19 protein-coding genes are annotated in these 15,615 nt (G+C 60.1%); 10 read left to right on the top strand and 9 right to left on the bottom strand.

Annotation, left to right across the window (positions count from 1 at the left end; translation table 11 throughout):
• Positions 1 to 375 (top strand): membrane integrity-associated transporter subunit PqiC (locus ACM62Q_RS11485; RefSeq protein ID WP_415036681.1); only part of this gene is annotated, 375 nt, incomplete at its 5' end.
• 74 nt (positions 376 to 449) lie between these two features.
• Here the strand turns inward: ACM62Q_RS11485 and ACM62Q_RS11480 are convergent.
• On the bottom strand, positions 450 to 701 hold the full coding sequence (locus tag ACM62Q_RS11480) for a hypothetical protein (RefSeq protein ID WP_415036679.1): 252 nt from the start codon (positions 699 to 701) through the stop codon (positions 450 to 452).
• Positions 702 to 806: 105 nt separating this feature from the next.
• Here ACM62Q_RS11480 and rpiA point away from each other — a divergent pair, with 105 nt between their 5' ends.
• Positions 807 to 1,478, top strand: coding sequence for a ribose-5-phosphate isomerase RpiA (gene rpiA, locus ACM62Q_RS11475; RefSeq protein ID WP_415036677.1), 672 nt, complete (start codon positions 807 to 809; stop codon positions 1,476 to 1,478).
• A gap of 52 nt (positions 1,479 to 1,530) precedes the next feature.
• Here the strand turns inward: rpiA and ACM62Q_RS11470 are convergent, their stop codons facing one another.
• Genes ACM62Q_RS11470 through ACM62Q_RS11460 form a run of 3 tightly spaced genes read right to left on the bottom strand, consistent with a single transcriptional unit; the run spans position 1,531 to position 3,193 of the window.
• Complete coding sequence (locus ACM62Q_RS11470) at positions 1,531 to 1,803, bottom strand: oxidative damage protection protein (protein ID WP_415036675.1); 273 nt, start codon at positions 1,801 to 1,803, stop codon at positions 1,531 to 1,533.
• A gap of 28 nt (positions 1,804 to 1,831) precedes the next feature.
• Positions 1,832 to 2,617 carry a competence/damage-inducible protein A gene (locus tag ACM62Q_RS11465; RefSeq protein ID WP_415036673.1) on the bottom strand — a complete coding sequence of 262 codons (786 nt, stop codon included), beginning with the start codon at positions 2,615 to 2,617 and terminating at the stop codon, positions 1,832 to 1,834.
• A 3-nt stretch (positions 2,618 to 2,620) separates the two neighbouring features.
• Positions 2,621 to 3,193, bottom strand: a complete 573-nt coding sequence (locus tag ACM62Q_RS11460; protein ID WP_415036671.1) for a Uma2 family endonuclease — start codon at positions 3,191 to 3,193, stop codon at positions 2,621 to 2,623.
• Between the two features lie 126 nt (positions 3,194 to 3,319).
• Between ACM62Q_RS11460 and aceK the strand changes: the two genes are divergently transcribed.
• From aceK to ACM62Q_RS11440, 4 genes are all read left to right on the top strand, one after another.
• Positions 3,320 to 5,101 carry a bifunctional isocitrate dehydrogenase kinase/phosphatase gene (aceK, locus tag ACM62Q_RS11455; RefSeq protein ID WP_415036669.1) on the top strand — a complete coding sequence of 594 codons (1,782 nt, stop codon included), beginning with the start codon at positions 3,320 to 3,322 and terminating at the stop codon, positions 5,099 to 5,101.
• Positions 5,102 to 5,272: 171 nt separating this feature from the next.
• Positions 5,273 to 6,400, top strand: coding sequence for an NAD(P) transhydrogenase subunit alpha (locus ACM62Q_RS11450; RefSeq protein WP_415036667.1), 1,128 nt, complete (start codon positions 5,273 to 5,275; stop codon positions 6,398 to 6,400).
• Positions 6,400 to 6,681 carry an NAD(P) transhydrogenase subunit alpha gene (locus ACM62Q_RS11445; protein ID WP_415036665.1) on the top strand — a complete coding sequence of 94 codons (282 nt, stop codon included), beginning with the start codon at positions 6,400 to 6,402 and terminating at the stop codon, positions 6,679 to 6,681. Before ACM62Q_RS11450 ends, ACM62Q_RS11445 begins: the two co-directional genes overlap by 1 nt.
• A gap of 2 nt (positions 6,682 to 6,683) precedes the next feature.
• Positions 6,684 to 8,054 (top strand): NAD(P)(+) transhydrogenase (Re/Si-specific) subunit beta, encoded by a 1,371-nt coding sequence (locus ACM62Q_RS11440; RefSeq protein WP_415036663.1) that lies wholly within the window; start codon positions 6,684 to 6,686, stop codon positions 8,052 to 8,054.
• Between the two features lie 79 nt (positions 8,055 to 8,133).
• Here the strand turns inward: ACM62Q_RS11440 and ACM62Q_RS11435 are convergent, their stop codons facing one another.
• Both ACM62Q_RS11435 and ACM62Q_RS11430 read right to left on the bottom strand, forming a co-directional pair.
• Positions 8,134 to 8,484 carry a DUF5368 domain-containing protein gene (locus tag ACM62Q_RS11435; RefSeq protein ID WP_415036661.1) on the bottom strand — a complete coding sequence of 117 codons (351 nt, stop codon included), beginning with the start codon at positions 8,482 to 8,484 and terminating at the stop codon, positions 8,134 to 8,136.
• Between the two features lie 17 nt (positions 8,485 to 8,501).
• A complete protein-coding gene (locus tag ACM62Q_RS11430) occupies positions 8,502 to 9,869 on the bottom strand; it encodes an NAD(P)/FAD-dependent oxidoreductase (protein WP_415036659.1) in 1,368 nt (455 codons plus the stop codon).
• A 182-nt stretch (positions 9,870 to 10,051) separates the two neighbouring features.
• On the opposite strand from ACM62Q_RS11430, the gene ACM62Q_RS11425 reads away from it, so the two are divergent.
• On the top strand, positions 10,052 to 10,354 hold the full coding sequence (locus ACM62Q_RS11425) for a c-type cytochrome (RefSeq protein WP_415036657.1): 303 nt from the start codon (positions 10,052 to 10,054) through the stop codon (positions 10,352 to 10,354).
• Between the two features lie 10 nt (positions 10,355 to 10,364).
• Positions 10,365 to 11,642 carry an FCSD flavin-binding domain-containing protein gene (locus ACM62Q_RS11420; RefSeq protein WP_415036655.1) on the top strand — a complete coding sequence of 426 codons (1,278 nt, stop codon included), beginning with the start codon at positions 10,365 to 10,367 and terminating at the stop codon, positions 11,640 to 11,642.
• A 738-nt stretch (positions 11,643 to 12,380) separates the two neighbouring features.
• Here ACM62Q_RS11420 and ACM62Q_RS11415 read toward each other — a convergent pair.
• Genes ACM62Q_RS11415 through coaBC form a run of 3 tightly spaced genes read right to left on the bottom strand, consistent with a single transcriptional unit; the run spans position 12,381 to position 14,688 of the window.
• On the bottom strand, positions 12,381 to 12,977 hold the full coding sequence (locus tag ACM62Q_RS11415) for a c-type cytochrome (RefSeq protein WP_415036653.1): 597 nt from the start codon (positions 12,975 to 12,977) through the stop codon (positions 12,381 to 12,383).
• A gap of 56 nt (positions 12,978 to 13,033) precedes the next feature.
• Complete coding sequence (dut, locus tag ACM62Q_RS11410; protein ID WP_415036651.1) at positions 13,034 to 13,498, bottom strand: dUTP diphosphatase; 465 nt, start codon at positions 13,496 to 13,498, stop codon at positions 13,034 to 13,036.
• The gene (gene coaBC, locus ACM62Q_RS11405; RefSeq protein WP_415036649.1) at positions 13,495 to 14,688 is read right to left on the bottom strand and encodes a bifunctional phosphopantothenoylcysteine decarboxylase/phosphopantothenate--cysteine ligase CoaBC; all 1,194 of its coding nucleotides are present in this window, start codon (positions 14,686 to 14,688) and stop codon (positions 13,495 to 13,497) included. Before coaBC ends, dut begins: the two co-directional genes overlap by 4 nt.
• A 52-nt stretch (positions 14,689 to 14,740) precedes the next feature.
• On the opposite strand from coaBC, the gene radC reads away from it, so the two are divergent.
• Positions 14,741 to 15,421, top strand: coding sequence for a RadC family protein (gene radC / locus ACM62Q_RS11400; RefSeq protein ID WP_415036647.1), 681 nt, complete (start codon positions 14,741 to 14,743; stop codon positions 15,419 to 15,421).
• 130 nt (positions 15,422 to 15,551) lie between these two features.
• Positions 15,552 to 15,615 (top strand): large ribosomal subunit protein bL28 (locus ACM62Q_RS11395; protein WP_415036683.1); only part of this gene is annotated, 64 nt, incomplete at its 3' end.

Here is a 15,615-nt window from a genome sequence, read left to right as displayed (position 1 = left end):
GAGCGCGAGCGCTGGGCGGAACCGCTCGAAGACGGCGTGCGCCGCACGCTTGGGGAAAACCTCGGGCAGCTGCTCGGTGCCGGACAGGTGATCCAGCTCCCCGCCCCCCCGGGCATCAGCGCCGAGTATCGCCTGCATCTGGAAATCATCCGCTTCGATGCCAGCACCACCAACGAAGTCTGGCTACATGCCCGCTGGAACATCCAGACTGGCGCAACTGCCAGCCGCCTGCACGAACAGCGCATCCGCATCGACACCAACAACACCGACACCGGCACCACCATCCACGCGATGAATGCCGCCCTACGCGAACTCAGCCGGCAGATTGCCGCTAGCCTGGACTCTGGTCACTCTGCCCATTCCGCTGCAAGGTGAGAGCGGAATAAGCGAAACCCTTTACTGGAGCCGCAGCGATGCAGGGCATGCAAATCAGTTACCCGCTACCAGACTCACGCCTTCTTCGCTGGCCGCCCGGTCTTGATGCGTTCGACACCGGCCATCGCTTCCTGCAATGCCGCATCGTCGAGGCTGGCCAGTTGCGCCAGGCCGGCGCGTAGCAGTTCGCTTTTTTTGACGCTTTCCCCCAGCGCCAGTAAACGCTGTTTGAGCTGCGCGATCTGCGCGTACTCCGCCTCCGGCATCGCGTAGCTGTCACGGATCAGCTTGTTTTTTCTGGGTTTTGCAGATTTGCTGTGGGGCATGGCGGCGATCATCCGTGGGCAGGCGGGCAGTGTAGCAATTTTTCGCCTGGCTGCGCTGCTGCGGCAAAAGCGTAAAATAGCGCTCCCTCCACCCTAGGTAAGACCATGACACAGGATGAACTGAAAGCCGCCGTTGCCCAGGCCGCCATTGAATACGTACTGGCCGAGGTGGCGCAGGGGGCGCTGATCGGTGTCGGCACCGGCTCTACCGCCAATTATTTCATTGACGCCCTGGCCGCGCATAAAGACCGCTATCGTGGCGCTGTCGCCAGTTCTGAAGCCACCCGCCAGCGTCTGGAACAACACGGCATTGCGGTTTTTGACCTAAACGAGGTCAGCGAGCTGCCGGTTTACGTAGACGGTGCCGACGAGATCGACGCCGGTCTGCACATGATCAAGGGCGGCGGCGGCGCGCTGACACGGGAAAAAATCGTCGCGGCTGTTGCCCGGACCTTCGTCTGCATTGCCGATGCCTCGAAGCAGGTCGAGGTCATGGGCCGTTTCCCCCTGCCGGTGGAAGTCATTCCCATGGCACGCGAATACGTGGCGCGGGAATTACGCCAGCTTGGCGGCAAACCGGTGCTGCGCGCCGGTTTCATCACCGACAACGGCAACCAGATCCTCGATGTACACGGCCTGCAGATCACGGCACCAAAAGTGCTGGAAGAGCGCATCAACCAGATCGTCGGTGTCGTCACCAATGGCCTGTTTGCGCTGCGCCCGGCCGACGTGCTGCTGCTGGGAACGGCTCAGGGTGTGCAGCGCTTTCCGGGGTAAAGCCCCAGGAAGGTTCCTGGGGCCGTGACCGGCACGCCCCAGGGAGCGGCGCTCAGGCCGAGGGGGGAACGTAGCCCTGCACCTGATCGGCACCCTCACCGAAAAAGTGTTTTTCCAACTGTTCGGCCAAATACTTACGGTGGCGGGCATCCACGAGGTTGAGGCGGTTTTCGTTGATGATCATGGTTTGCAGGCGAATCCACTGATCCCAGGCTTCCTTCGATACATTCTCGAAAATGCGCTGGCCGAGCGCGCCCGGATACGGCGGGCGCTCCATACCGTCTGCCTCGCGCCCCAATTTGATGCAATTAACCTTGCGTGTCATGCGTACTACTCCTTGAAAAAATGAAAAATCAGTGCGGGTCGCTGGCGAGTTGATCACGCCAACGCCAAGAAATATCGCGCCGTTCGACTTCACGACGGATGTCGACCATGGCTTGCTCCACTTGTTCCGGCGCGCCTTCCACCCCCAGCTCCAGATGCCGCCGCTCCTGGCCTTGCAAAGAGGGCAGGGAAAACAGGCGTAACTCGGGGTACTGCGCCACGATGCGCTCCATCAGATCGAGCAGAGCGCTCTCATAGGCATTGGCTCCTGTGAGCAAAAATGCCCGTTCGATGCGCGCATCGAGAGGGCGAAACAGATCACGATAAAAAGTATCGAGCACCCATTCGATCATCGGGTGCGCCATTTGCGGAAAACCCGGGGTGAAGTAATGCTCGCGCGCCATGAAACCGGGCACGCGGTTGAAGGGATTGGGCAAAATCTCCGCGCCTTCTGGGAAAGTCACCAGCAGTTTGCGCTCGGCGCTGATTTCCTCGCCAGCAAAGCGCACTTTCAGTTCTTCCAGCCCCACCGGATGCAAGCTCAGACCGACACCCAGCGCCTCCGCTGCGGCCTGGCGCGTCTGATCGTCCGGCGTGTTACCGATGCCGCCACAGGAAAACACCACCTCGCCCGCCGCCATGCTGCGCTTGAAGCGCTGCGCCAGGCGCGCCCGGTCGTCACCCAAATACTCTACCCAGGACAGGCGCAAGCCGCGCGCTGCGAGCAGTTCGGCGATTTTGGCGAAATGCTTGTCCTGGCGTTTGCCGGAAAGAATTTCATCGCCGATGATGACGGCACCAAAAACCCGACCCATGCTTCACAAATCCTCGAACAAGGCGTCCGGCGGCAGCACGAAATCAAGGCTATTGAGCACCAGACCGCGCGGGCTGTCACTCACCACCAGCAGCCAATCGTCTCTTTCCTGGCGGCGAAACACTTCGATGTCCCGGCTTTCCGGGTGAATCAGCGCGTATTCCTTGAGGCTGTCCAGACGCCGGTAAGCGGCAAATTTCTCGCCCCGGTCGTAATCGGCGGTGGAAGGCGACAGAATTTCGATGATCACCGTCGGGTGCCGCATCACCAGCTCGGCGCTCAGATCGTCGGCATGGCAGGTGACGAACAGATCGGGGTAAAAGCTGCAATTCTCCGCCACCGACAATTTGATGTCGTTCATGAACGCCCGGCAAGCTGTACCACGCAGATGGGCTTTCAGTTCGGCAAAACAGTTGCCAGCTACCAGGGCATGCTTGCGCCGCGCGCCCACCATGTTGTAAATCTCGTGTGGGTAAACTTCGCCGAAATGCAGCTCGTATTTTTCCGGCTGCTGCTCCTCCCAGACGAGAAACTCGTCCAGAGTCATGGTTTTGTCATTGACCGCAGGAAGATTCATCGCACGTTCTCCTTGTCCGTAAGTGGGCAAGAATAGCAAGAAAATGGCAGGAAAGCGCCGGCCCTGGCGCAAATCCGGCCTGGCGGCGCTGCTAGAATCCCCCTCTCACACGGGGGAAGGACAGCCATGAAAATCTCTGTCGGCCTGTACGGCGCTACCGCACACCAGATCGCGCTGGTGCTCATTCAGGGTTTCAACCGCCACTACCGGCTGTTTCGTGACACCTGTCACGGTGCCAAACGACGTTTCGAGCAGGGTGACTGGCCGGGGGTGCATCGCGCGGTAAAAGAGCGCATCCGCTTCTACGATGACCGGGTCTATGAATGTATCGAACGCCTGCGCAGCGAATTTGATATCGAAAACCTCGATGATGCCACCTGGCAGCAGGTCAAGCTCCTGTTCATCGGCCTCTTGCTCAACCACAAGCAGCCGGAGCTGGCGGAAACCTTCTTCAACTCGGTGACCACGAAAATCCTCCAGCGCGAGTATTTCCACAATGATTTCATGTTCGTGCGCCCGGCCATTTCCACCGAAAACCTGGAAGGCGACGAGGGCGCGATCTACCGCAGTTATTACGTCGATGCACGCGGGCTGCGCGGCACGCTGCGCCGGATTCTGCTCGATTTCGCCTGGCAGCGCCCCTTCGCCCATCTGGAGCGCGACATCAAGCACGCGCACCGCGCCATCAGCGAGCATCTGCACGGCATGCCGCCGCGCGAAGTGAATTTCCAGATTCAGGTACTGGCGTCCGCCTTTTATCGCAACAAGGCGGCTTACATCATCGGCAAGGCGATCAACGGACCGCTCGAATATCCCTTCGCCATTCCTGTGCTGCACGACGCCGACGGCGCGCTCTTTCTTGATACGGTGCTGCTCGATGCCTGGCGCATCGGCCTGCTGTTCTCGCTGTCGCGCGCCTATTTCATGGTCGATATGGAAGTGCCGTCGAGCTACGTGCAATTCCTGCGCACCATTTTGCCCAACAAGCCGCGCTCCGAGCTCTACATCATGCTGGGGCTGGGCAAGCAGGGAAAAACCATGTTTTTCCGCGACCTGATCTATCACCTGCACCATTCGCGGGACAAATTCATCATGGCCCCCGGCATCCGCGGCCTAGTCATGCTGGTATTCACCCTGCCCTCCTATCCTTATGTGTTCAAGATCATCAAGGACGTGTTCGGACACAGCAAGGAGATGGATCGGGCGACGGTGAAGAAGAAATTCCTCATGGTCAAACAGGTGGATCGCGTCGGGCGCATGGCCGACACCCTGGAATTTTCCAACGCGCTGTTTCCGCTGGAGCGCTTCGACCCCGAGGTGCTGGACGAATTGCAGCGGCTGGCGCCTTCACAGATCGAGATCGAAGACGAGCAGCTCATCATCCGCCACCTCTACATCGAGCGGCGCATGGAGCCGCTCAACCTGCATCTGGAACGCATGGAAAGAAGCAGGGACATGGCCGCAATGGAGCACGCCATCCGCGAATACGGCAACGCCATCCGCGAACTGGCGCTGGCCAACATCTTCCCCGGCGACATGCTATGGAAGAACTTTGGCGTCACCCGCTACGGGCGCGTGGTGTTCTACGATTACGACGAAATCGAATACATGACCGACATGAATTTCCGCAAAATCCCGCCCGCCCCCGATTTTGAAACCGAGATGTCCGGCGAGGTGTGGTACCCGGTTGCGCCGCGCGACGTCTTCCCGGAAGAGTTCGCCACCTTCCTGCTCGGCTCGCCGCAGATCCGCAAAATCTTCATGCAACACCATAAAGATTTACTGACCCCTGCCTTCTGGCAAAACACCCAGGAAAAAATTCGCGCCGGTCTTCTGGAAGATTTTTTCCCCTACCCGGAAAGCTTACGTTTCAATCAACACGGGGAAGAAAGCAAAAAACCTGCATAAACAGGCGCTTTCATGCTGCGCCGCAACAATAACCAAATGTTGCAGCGCACATAGATAAACGAAAGCTTATCTTTTTACCTAAAAATCCTGAACAAAAAAACCGGCTCTCTCCTTTATCGTTAGCGGCCTTTTTGCTTTTTGGGCAATACGCTACTCAAGGAGAAACCTAAGATGCCGCTCACCCTGGTGGCTGCTCGGGAAACGGCAGACGGCGAACGCCGCACGCCGCTGGTGCCCGAAACAGCCAAAAAATTTACCGCGCTCGGCGCAAAACTCCGGCTGGAAAGCAACACCAGCCTGGAAAGCCATTTTCTCGACAGCGACTATGTCGACACCGAAATCAAGGCCAGCCTGCAAGACACCTACGCCGGCGCAGACGTGGTGTTGCGCGTCACGCCGCCCAGCGACGAAGAAATTGCCGCCCTGCCGGAGGGCTCGGTGCTGATCGGCCTGTTGAAGCCCTACTCTTCGAAAGAGCGGCTGGCCGCGCTCAATGCCAAAAAGATCACTGCCTTCGCCCTCGAACTCTTGCCGCGCATCTCGCGCGCCCAGAGTATGGACGCGCTCTCCTCGCAGGGCGCTTGCTCCGGCTACCAATGCGGTCTGATCGCCGCCGCCCGCTGCACCAAGTTCTTCCCCATGCTGACCACCGCCGCCGGCACCGTGCGTCCGGCCCGTGCTCTGGTCATCGGCGCTGGCGTCGCCGGTCTGCAAGCCATTGCCACCTGCAAGCGCCTGGGCGCGATGGTCGAAGCCTATGACGTGCGCGCCGCAGCCAAGGAACAGATCGAATCGCTCGGCGCGAAATTCGTCGATACCGGCGTTTCCGCTGACGGCAGCGGCGGCTATGCGCGCGAACTGTCTGCTGAGGAAAAGGCGCAGCAAGCGGAAAAGCTGACCAAGGCCATCGCCGCCGCCGATGTGGTGATCACCACCGCCTCCATTCCCGGCAAGCGCGCGCCCATCATCGTCACCAAAACCATGGTCGAGCGCATGAAGTACGGCGCGATCATCGTCGATCTGGCCGCCGAAACCGGCGGCAACTGCGAACTGACCCAGCCCGGCGAGCACGTGGTGTACGACGACGTGCACATCCACGGCCCGCTCAACCTGCCCTCGCGCATGCCGACGCACGCCTCCGAGCTGTACGCCAAAAATCTCTACAACTTCCTGTCGCCCTTCATCAAGGACGGCGAACTCAACATTGACTGGGAAGACGAAGTGGTCGCCGGCACCCTGCTGTGCAAGGACGGGGCCACCGTGCATCCGCGTGTCAAAGAACTTCTGGGAGACGCCTGATGGACGGTCTGCTCGCACTCTACATCTTCATGCTCGCCGCCTTCACCGGCTACGAGATCATCGCCAAGGTGCCGGTGATTCTGCACACGCCGCTGATGTCCGGCTCCAACTTCATCCACGGCGTGGTCGTGGTCGGCGCGATGCTCGTGCTCGGCATGGCCGAAGGCCCGCTGCAACAGGCCATCGGCTTCTTCGCCGTGGCGCTTGGCGCGGCCAACGCGGCCGGCGGTTATGTGGTGACCGAACGCATGCTCGCCATGTTTAAAAAGAAGGAAGACTGAACATGACCATCCCCGTTTATGTGCAAGCCGCCTGGTTCGTCGGCGCGCTGCTCTTCATCTTCGGCCTCAAGGGCATGAGCTCCCCGGCCAGCGCCCGGCGCGGCATCGTCATTGCCGGTTACGGCATGCTGGTCGCCATTGCTGCGGTGTTCCTCATCCCCGGCCTGCAAAACCTCGGCTTGATGCTCCTGGCACTGGTCGTCGGCGGCGCGCTGGCCTGGATTTCCGGCAAAAAGGTGCAGATGACCGACATGCCGCAGATGGTCGCCATCTACAACGGCATGGGCGGCGGCGCGGCGGCGGCGATTGCGGCAGTGGAATTTGCCAAGGGCGAAATGCACGGCCTGGTCGCCACCATTCTCGCCGTGCTCGGCGCGCTGATCGGCGCGGTGTCCTTCACCGGCTCCTGCGTCGCCTGGGCCAAGCTGCAGGGCGTGCTCAAGAAAGCCTGGCGGCTGCCGGCGCAAAATGCGGTCAACGTCGTGCTGGCGCTGGCCGCCATCGCGCTCGGCGTGGCGGTGATCCTGCTCGCGCCGCAAAAGCCGGAACTGGTGGTCGCCTTCTTCGTCGTCTCGCTCGTCCTCGGCCTGATCGTCACCCTGCCCATCGGCGGGGCCGACATGCCGGTGGTGATCTCGCTGTTCAACGCCTTCACCGGGCTGGCTGTGGGTTTCGAGGGCTATGTGCTGGGCAACCCGGCGCTCATCATCGCCGGTATCGTGGTCGGCGCGGCCGGCACCCTGCTCACGCAGTTGATGGCCAAGGCGATGAACCGCCCGCTCTCCAACATCCTGTTTACGCCGATGGTGGCCGCCAGCAGCGGCGAAGCCATTACCGGCACGATGAAGGAAGTCGGCGCCATCGACGCCGCTGCCATGATGCGCTACGCCAGCAAGGTCATCATCGTGCCGGGCTATGGCATGGCAGTGGCGCACGCGCAGCACAAGGTGTGGGAAATGACGGCGCTGCTCGAAGAAGCCGGGGTGGAAGTGAAGTTCGCCATCCACCCGGTGGCAGGACGCATGCCGGGTCACATGAACGTGCTGTTGGCCGAGGCCGGCGTGCCTTACGACAAGATCTTCGATCTGGAGGAAATCAACGGCGAGTTCGGCCAGGCCGACGTGGCGCTCATCATCGGTGCCAACGACGTGGTCAACCCGACGGCGCGCACCGACAAATCCAGCCCGATCTATGGCATGCCCATCCTCAACGCCGACCACGCGCAAAACGTGATCGTCATCAAACGCGGCAAAGGCACCGGCTACTCCGGCATCGAGAACGCCCTGTTCTACACCGACAACTGCCGCATGCTATACGGCGATGCGCAGCCAATGGCGGGCGAGATCATTCAGCATCTGAAAACCATGGGCTGATCGCATCCCGGCAACAAAAGCCAAACAAAAACCCCGGCAAGTTCGACTTGCCGGGGTTTTTTCATTGGCCTTGAGAAATTCAGGCGCGCTGCGGACTACGCCAGCCCATCAGGGTATAGACCAGAATGGTCGTTCCGACCAGGCCCAGACCAAAGACCAGGGCGATCAGGAACCAGTCCGCCGGGCCGCCGGCATCGGTGAAGCCGGAAGAGGAGACTTTTGCCATCAGAACGAGCGCCAGACAGCCACCGGCGACACCCGCAAATTCTGAGCGCACCAAACGGCGCGAGTTGATTTTGCGTTCTTTCAAAAGCAAGGCAAAAAACGCCACCGTTCCCAGCAAAATGACGAAAACCATCAGCCACAGCAGCGGGCCGCCGAGCATTTCCTGAAAAACGGTCCAGAAGACCAGGGGATCGAGTTCTTTCATGTCATTTCCTCCAAGAATCAGGCGCGACCGCGCAACATGCTGATGTACGTGGGTTTCAGGGCCATGGTTTTCATCACCCAGCTGATCCACAACTCCTCCAGCGGCGCGATGATGCCGGGGAAGGACGGCGTGAGGTTGTCCTTGTAGTCGAACTCGATCAGCATTGCCTGGCCCAGGCGGGTAATCAGCGGGCAGGAGGTGTAGCCGCCGTAGTGGGCTTGCGATTCCTTGCCTTCGATCTGCGCCACCAGATGATCGATCGCCACCGGCACCTGCCATTTGACGCTGGCCGCCGTTTTGCCCTTGGGCACGCCGGCCACGTCGCCCACCGCGAACACGTTGTCGAAACGGGCGTGGCGCAGGTTGTGCTTGTTCACCTCGATCCAGCCGTCGGCCGCCCAGTTGCCTTCCTGCCAGGGCAGCGGGCTGTTGCGCACGGCATCGGCGGCACGCATCGGCGGAATCACGTTGATGAAGTCGTAACCCAGTTCCACCGGACCTTCCGCCGTTTTGAAGGTGGCGATTTTCTTGCCCAGATCGAGCGCCGTCAAAATGCGCTCGTAATTCATCTTGACATCGCGCTCGCCAAACAACATGCGGACCTTTTCCGAGACGATGGGTACGCTGAACAGCACCTTGTTGTTGGCGTTGTAGATCAGCTCCGCCTTGCCACGGTTACCCCGGCGGCGCAGGTAGTCGTCGGTGATAAAGGTGTATTTCAAAGGCGCACCGGCGCACTTCATTTCTGTGCCGGGACGCAGAAAGACGCCGACGCCGCCGGTATCGGCAAACTGCGACATGGCCTGCCAGGTGGCCGCCGCCTTTTCCGGACTGTGATAAATGCTGCCCAGACCGTTATGGCCGATCTGTTCCACATCCATGCCTTCAATCGCGGCGTAATCGAGCTTCAATCCGGTCGCCACGATCAAATAATCGTAGGGCAAGGGTTTGCCACTCGCGGTCACCAGTTTTTTGCCTTCCGGATCGATTTCGGCCACCGCTTCCTCGATCAGTTCCACCCCTGCCGGCACGTAGTCCTTGGTCGCCGACACCACATAGGAAGCCGGTTTGATGCCACCGGCGACGAGCGTGAAACCCGGCTGATAAAAATGCTCTTTACGCGCATCGACCAGGGTGATCTGCGCGCCCTCCAGGCGTTGCATCAACTGCGCGGCGGCGGTCAAACCGGCAGCACCCGCACCGGCAATGACGATACGCGCCGAAGATTTGACTTTCGGCGCCGCACTGGCGTTGGCCGGCAAAAGCAGCATACTGCCCGCCCCCGCCGCGCCCAGTTTCAAAAACGAGCGCCGATCAAGCGAACCGGGGTCGCTCAGGATCTTGGACACTACCTCCTTGGACATATTGACTCCTTCCTCATTCATGGTTTTTGTTTGAAAATTGATGCAAACGAAAATTAACACAAACTAATTTTCTAATCATCGATTACTTGATCCCTCGATCAAATTTCCTTTCGTGACGCGCGCACCAAGCTGCAGGCACATCCCCTAAAATCGCGCCCTTTCTGTCGTTTTACGTTTCTGTCGATTTTGTTCGAGGCATTTTCATGAAAACCTTTACCGCCCTTGCCTTGCTCGCCTGCCTGGCCAGCAGCGCCGCCCACGCCGCCGACCCCAACCTGGGGCGCAATCTCGCCGCCACCTGCGCCAACTGCCACGGCACCAACGGCAAGGCCGTGGCCGGTTCCGGCATGGGCTCCTTGGCTGGCGAGAACAAAGCCAATCTCCTGCAAAAACTCAGCGATTTTCGTAACGGCGCGCGCCCTTCCAGCATCATGGAACAGATCACCAAGGGCTATAGCGAAGCGCAGCTGGCGCTGATCGCCGATTATTTCGCCGCGCAAAAATAAGGAGAACCTCATGTTGACGATGCAACGACGCAATTTTCTCAAGGCCGGCGCGGCGGCCGGTACCCTGGCTGCCCTGCACGGCTGCACCGCCGGGCATAAAGCAAGCGGCCATGTGGTCGTGGTCGGCGGCGGCTACGGCGGCGCAACGGCGGCCAAATACCTGCGCCTGTGGAGCCAAGGCCGGGTGCAAGTGACGCTGATCGAGCGGCAGCCGCACTTTATCTCCTGCCCGATTTCCAATCTGGTTTTGCACGGCAGCAAACAAATGGCCGACATCACCGTCGGCTACGACAATCTGCACAGCAAATGGGGCGTGCGCGTCATTCAGGGCGAAGTCGTCGCCCTCGATAGCGCAGCCCGCAGCCTGCAACTGGCTGACGGCAGCAAAATCGGCTACGACCGAGTGATTCTCTCGCCCGGTATCGACTTCATGTACGAGCAGATTCCCGGCCTGAACAACGCCGCCGCCCAGGAAAAAATCCTGCATGCCTGGAAAGCCGGCGCACAAACCGTGGCGCTACGCCGCCAGCTCGAAGCCATGCCCAACGGCGGCGTATTCGCCCTGAGCATCCCGAAAGCCCCCTACCGCTGCCCGCCCGGCCCCTACGAGCGCGCCTGCCTGGTGGCCGATTATTTCAAAACGCACAAACCGAAATCGAAAGTCGTCATTCTCGATGCCAATGAGGACGTGCAATCGAAAAAGGGGCTGTTTGTCAAAGCCTGGAACGAGTTGTACAAAAATCATCTGGAATACCGCCCGAACAGCGAAGTGCGCGATGTCGATGTCGCCAGCAACACGGCCATCCTCGAATTCGACAAATTCAAGGCCGATGTGCTGAACGTCATTCCGCCGCAACGCGCCGGCGACATTGCCCGCCAGGCCGGCATCAAGCTCGTCAACACCCGCTGGGCGGACATCGACTGGCTGAGCATGGAATCGACCAGCACCCCGGGCGTGCATATCATTGGCGATGCGATTTTCCCCGCCCCGACCATGCCCAAATCCGGCCACATGGCGAACCAGCACGGCAAACTGGCGGTGGCCGCCATCCTCAACCTACTCGCCGGTGACGCCCCCAGCCCCAGCCCGGTGGTGATGAATACCTGCTACAGCTTCGTCGACGGCAAACAAGCCGTGCATGTCGCCTCGGTGCATCAGTACGACGCCGCGACCAAGTTGGTCCAGCCGGTCAAGGGTGCCGGCGGCCTGTCCGCCGCCCGCAACGAAATGGAAGGCAAGGCGGCGCTCGCCTGGGCGAAGAATATTTGGGCGGATATGTTGGTGTAGGGCGCGGGGGGCATTGAGGGGGCTTGGGGGGATTTTGCTTTTCGAGCGGGGCTCCTTGTTTTGCCGCCGGGTTCCGCGCTGCGGCGCGGGCATACTTTCTTTTGCTTGCCCAAAAGAAGGTAGCCAAAGAAAAAGGCACCCCGTGGTCGACGCCCCGCTGCGCGGGGTGCCTTGCGCTACTCGGCAGGCCGGGCGGCTGGCTAAACTCGCCGCTGCGCGGCTCAAACATAGCCAGCCGAAAGCCCCCGGCCCGTCTGCGTTGCTCAGCGTCTTCCAAGGGGAAGGAAAAAACCCGCCGGACTTGAGCAGCAACCGAGAATCGCAGCTTTGTTCCGGCGCAAAGATAAAGCTGTTTTTCTCTTGATCTGCCGTGCTTGGTGTCAGGACTAGCCGGTTTCAGTTTTGAGCCTCAACTTCACTGCTCGTACCAAAAAAATCTGGAATTTCCGACCGCCCTTCAAACCCGGATGGTTTTTCCCCCATGAGAGGTGCCGAGCAACGCAGGGCTTGGCGGATAAAGGGCAAGCATGTTTGAGGGGCGCAGCCCCGAGTTTGCGCCGCCCCCGCCAAGACCGAGTAGCGCAGGGAAGCCCCGCAGGGGCCACCGAACCGGGGTCGCCTTCTTTTTGCTTACTTTTTCTTGGCGAAGCAAGAAAAAGTAAGACGCGCCGCAGCGCGGAACCAGGCGCAAAACAAAGAACCCGGCCCGAAAAGCAACCCCCAAAAAACCACACCAAATCAATCCAAAGTCGCAATATAAGCCGCCACCGCGTGCGTCTCCAGTTCCGTCAGCTTGGACGCCACCGTATGCATGACGGCATTGTCGTTATTGCGTTCGCGCGTATTGAACTGCTTGATCTGCTCTTCGGTATAGCGCGGATGTTGCCCGGCCAGGCGCGGTAACTGTGCCGTGCCGTGGCCATTGTCGCCGTGGCAGCTGGCGCAGGCGGGCAGGCCGGAAAATGGGTTGCCGCGCTGAAAGATGTATTTGCCAACGCCCAGTAATTCGGCATCCCGAATCTGCCGCCCGGGCACCTGTTTGCTCTCGAAATACTTCCCGAGCGCCTGCATTTCTGCCGGCGTCAGGTTTTCCGCCTGAGGCTGCATGGTCTCGCTCTTGCGTTTGCCGGATTTGAATTCAGCCAGCTGCTTGGCCACATACTCCCAATGTTGCCCCGCCAGACGCGGGAAAACGGCACTGACCGAATCCCCCTTCATGCCATGGCACAGGGAACAGCGTTCGCTAACAATGGCCTCAACCCTGGACTGATCTGCCGCTTTTGCCGGCACAACTGCCGCTGCAAGTAACGCCACTGCCGTTAAAAATTGCCGCATTTTCATCCTCCTTTATCGTATTTTTCTGCTTTCTGCCTCGCTTCGCTTCGCTGCCTTCACGCCTGCCCCGTGCTGCCAAAGCCGCCTTCGCCGCGCTCACTCGCAGAAAATTCTTCCACCACATTAAATGCAGCCTGCACCACCGGCACGATCACCAACTGCGCAATGCGCTCCAGCGGCGTTATCGTAAACGCGGCATTGCCGCGATTCCACACCGACACCATCAACTGTCCCTGATAGTCGCTGTCGATCAAACCGACCAGATTACCGAGCACGATGCCATGTTTATGCCCTAAACCGGAGCGCGGCAAAATCATGGCGGCCAGACCGGCGTCCTGCAGGTGAATCGCCAAGCCAGTCGGCACCAATTCACTTTGCCCCGGCGCAAGGCGCAGCGGCGTTTCAAGGCAAGCCCGCAAATCCAGACCAGCCGCGCCGGGTGTGGCGTATTGCGGCAAATTGTCTTGCAGGCGGGGGTCAAGAATTTTGACGTCGATCGTCGTATTTGATTTGGCGCTCATGCGCTATCTCCCAATAATTTAGCAATATGTTCAATGAGTTGGACGGCGAGAAGCGCTTTACTTGCCGGCGGCAAAGGGTGGCTGCCGTGGTCGTCAAAGAGAACGAGGCGGTTGTCACTGCCGCCAAAACCGTCTTGCATCAAGTTGCCGACAATCAGCGGAATCTTCTTTTTCAGACGTTTTTTCTGCGCGTATTCTTCGAGGTTCTGGCTCTCCGCGGCAAAACCGACACAAAACGGCCCCTGCGGCAAAGCGGCCACTTCGGCCAGAATGTCCGGGTTTTCGATCAGCGCAATCGCCGGCACACCGCCTTCGTCTTTTTTTAGCTTATGCGCCACCGGCTGCGCGACACGATAATCCGCCACCGCCGCCACCGCGATGAAAATATCCTCTTTTGGCGCACGCGCCATGACGGCTGCGTGCATCTCCAGCGCGCTGCGTACATTGATCCGGGTAACACCAGCCGGTTCCGCCAAGGCCACCGGCCCGGACACCAAGGTGACGCATGCGCCGGCGCGGCGGGCGGCCGCGGCAAGCGCGTAACCCATGCGCCCGGAAGATAAATTGGTGATGCCGCGCACGGCGTCGATGGCTTCGAACGTTGGCCCGGCCGTTAGCAGCACGCGACGGCCGGCCAGTATTTTGGGCGTAAAGAAATCGATCAGCGCCGCCAGCAATTCCTCCGCCTCCAACATCCGCCCCGGACCGACCTCGCCGCAAGCCTGCGCGCCAGAGGCGGGGCCGAGCAGATGCACGCCGTCGGCAACAAGTTGCGCCACATTGCGCTGCGTCGCCGGGTTTTCCCACATCTGACGGTTCATCGCCGGGGCCACCAGCAAAGGGCAGGTACGCGCCAAGACCATGGTGGCGAGTAAATCATCGGCCATACCCGCCGTAATGCGCGCGAGAAAATCGGCCGAAGCCGGGGCCACCACGATGGCATCGGCCTGGCGTGACAAATCGATGTGCGCCATGGCGTTCGGCATGCGCGCATCCCATTGATCGAGATACACCGGCTGCCCGGAGAGCGCCTGGAAGGTCGTCGGTGTCACGAAATGCGTCGCCCCCTCGCTCATTGCCACCTGCACCTCTGCCCCCGCCTTAACCAACAGGCGCACCAGTTCTGCCGCCTTATAGGCTGCGATGCCGCCCGTCACCCCAAGAACGATACGCCGACCCTTTAATTCCATTGTCATTTCCTATAAGATACTTTCATTCGCCCATTTTACTGGAGAGCGCAGCATGGCAATCAACGATTGGCCGGCCCGGGAACGCCCCCGCGAACGGCTTATTGCATTTGGCGAAAGTGCTCTTTCAGACGCCGAATTGCTCGCCATTTATTTACGCGTTGGCATTCGCGGCAAAAGCGCTGTCGATCTTGCCCGCGACCTTCTTTCCCGGCACGACGGCAGCCTGGGCCGGCTGGCGAGCAGCCCGCTTGCCGAACTGGCGCGTACACCAGGCATCGGCATGGCCAAGGCGGCGCAGCTCAAAGCCAGTTTCGAACTGAGCCGGCGCGCCCTCACCGAAGCCATGAACGAGCGCGACAACCTTGCGTCACCGGAAAAAGTCCGCGACTGGCTACGCCTGAGCATGGCCTACCTGCCGCAAGAATGTTTCGTCGCCCTCTGGCTGGACGCCCAACACCGCCTGATCCTGAGCGAAACCCTATTCACCGGCACCCTGACCCAAGCCTCGGTGTACCCGCGTGAAGTCGTCAAAACCGCCTTGCAGCGCAATGCCGCCGCCGTCATTTTGGCGCACAATCACCCCTCCGGCATCGCTGAACCGTCATCCTCCGACCAAACGCTCACTTCCAGCCTGCGGCAGGCGCTGGCCATGGTGGATGTCAAACTACTGGACCATTTCATCGTCGCCGGCACGGCCAAACCGCTTTCTTTTGTCGAACGCGGGCTGTTGTAAAAGCTCGTAAGCACGGCACAAACACCACAGACAAGAAAATTTCCCGCATAAAATGTGCGCAACAACTTGATTTTGCCCACCTTGGCAGTTAGAATTCTCGGTTTCTTCTAGCCAATTCTGGAGCACCATCATGGCGCGAGTCTGCCAAGTCACGGGCAAAGGCCCGATGGTTGGGAACAAGGTTTCCCATGCCA

Origin of the sequence: Azonexus sp., from assembly GCF_047638095.1 — a bacterium.
Classification (GTDB): Bacteria; Pseudomonadota; Gammaproteobacteria; order Burkholderiales; family Rhodocyclaceae; genus Azonexus.
Note: the sequence above shows the minus strand (reverse complement) of the source record. Positions and strands in the feature narration are given on the sequence as shown.